The following is a 752-nucleotide window of genomic DNA, read 5'->3' as shown; positions in this document are numbered from 1 at the left end:
GTCGTTCGGCTGGAGACGACGGCTGCGGGCTTCACACGAGATTCATCCGGTCATGCCGCCGATCGCGCGCGTCAGGGTTCGGCTTCTAGGCGTCGTGGAGGAGTTCCTTGAGGCGCCTCGCCGCCTCTTGGGCGGTCCGGGTGGTGTCCTCGTTGCACTGGACGGCGCTCCACTCATGCCAGCGTTTGCCGGCGCTCAAGGTGAGGTCCTCGTCGAGCTCGTCGTACCAAAGGCGAACCTCGCCGTGCCGGCGCCCCTCCGCTTTCAGAGTCCACCCCCAGCCGGACACCCAACCGCCGCCGGGGCGCCGACCGCTCTCGTAACGGAGTAGGACGCTCGGCCCTGGCTCGGCCTTCACGAGCGCGAGCACTTCCGCGTCCAGAGCGCTCACGAGCGGCGGCACTGGCAGCACATCAGACAACGGGTCGCGCCAATCATGATCCTGATCCTGATCCACGGTCACTGTCTTCCACCGAGCATGCGCGGACATGCCGCCGACGGAGTGCGGCCGGCATCCGTCCGTGCCGCGGGGCGCGTGCGCAGCAAGGAAGAGTCGGCGATTTGGCACCATCTGCGGATGGACAGCGTCGGGTCCGTGAGGGAGTTCAACGGTGAAGAAGGCTGGGGAGTGATTGACTCACCTGACGTAACGGGTGGCTGCTTCGTCCACTACTCCAGCATCGAGATGCCCGGCTCCCAGGCACTCGAGCGAGGTCAGCCCTGTGCGTCAGGCTGAGGTGAGACACCCCGGG

At 66.9% G+C, this 752-nt stretch carries 2 protein-coding genes; one reads left to right on the top strand and one right to left on the bottom strand.

Annotated features, from left to right (window positions below; all coding sequences use genetic code 11):
• Positions 1–85: 85 nt before the first annotated feature.
• Positions 86–463: a hypothetical protein gene (locus G9H72_RS20720; protein ID WP_166174745.1), complete on the bottom strand. Its 378-nt coding sequence runs from the start codon at positions 461–463 to the stop codon at positions 86–88.
• Here G9H72_RS20720 and G9H72_RS23565 point away from each other — a divergent pair.
• The gene (locus G9H72_RS23565) at positions 437–736 is read left to right on the top strand and encodes a cold shock domain-containing protein (RefSeq protein WP_407939621.1); all 300 of its coding nucleotides are present in this window, start codon (positions 437–439) and stop codon (positions 734–736) included. The genes G9H72_RS20720 and G9H72_RS23565 overlap by 27 nt on opposite strands.
• Positions 737–752 lie beyond the last annotated feature (16 nt).

This window comes from Motilibacter aurantiacus (assembly GCF_011250645.1).
GTDB classification, from domain to species: domain Bacteria; phylum Actinomycetota; class Actinomycetes; order Motilibacterales; family Motilibacteraceae; genus Motilibacter_A; species Motilibacter_A aurantiacus.
This window is presented reverse-complemented; position numbering and strand designations above follow the sequence as displayed.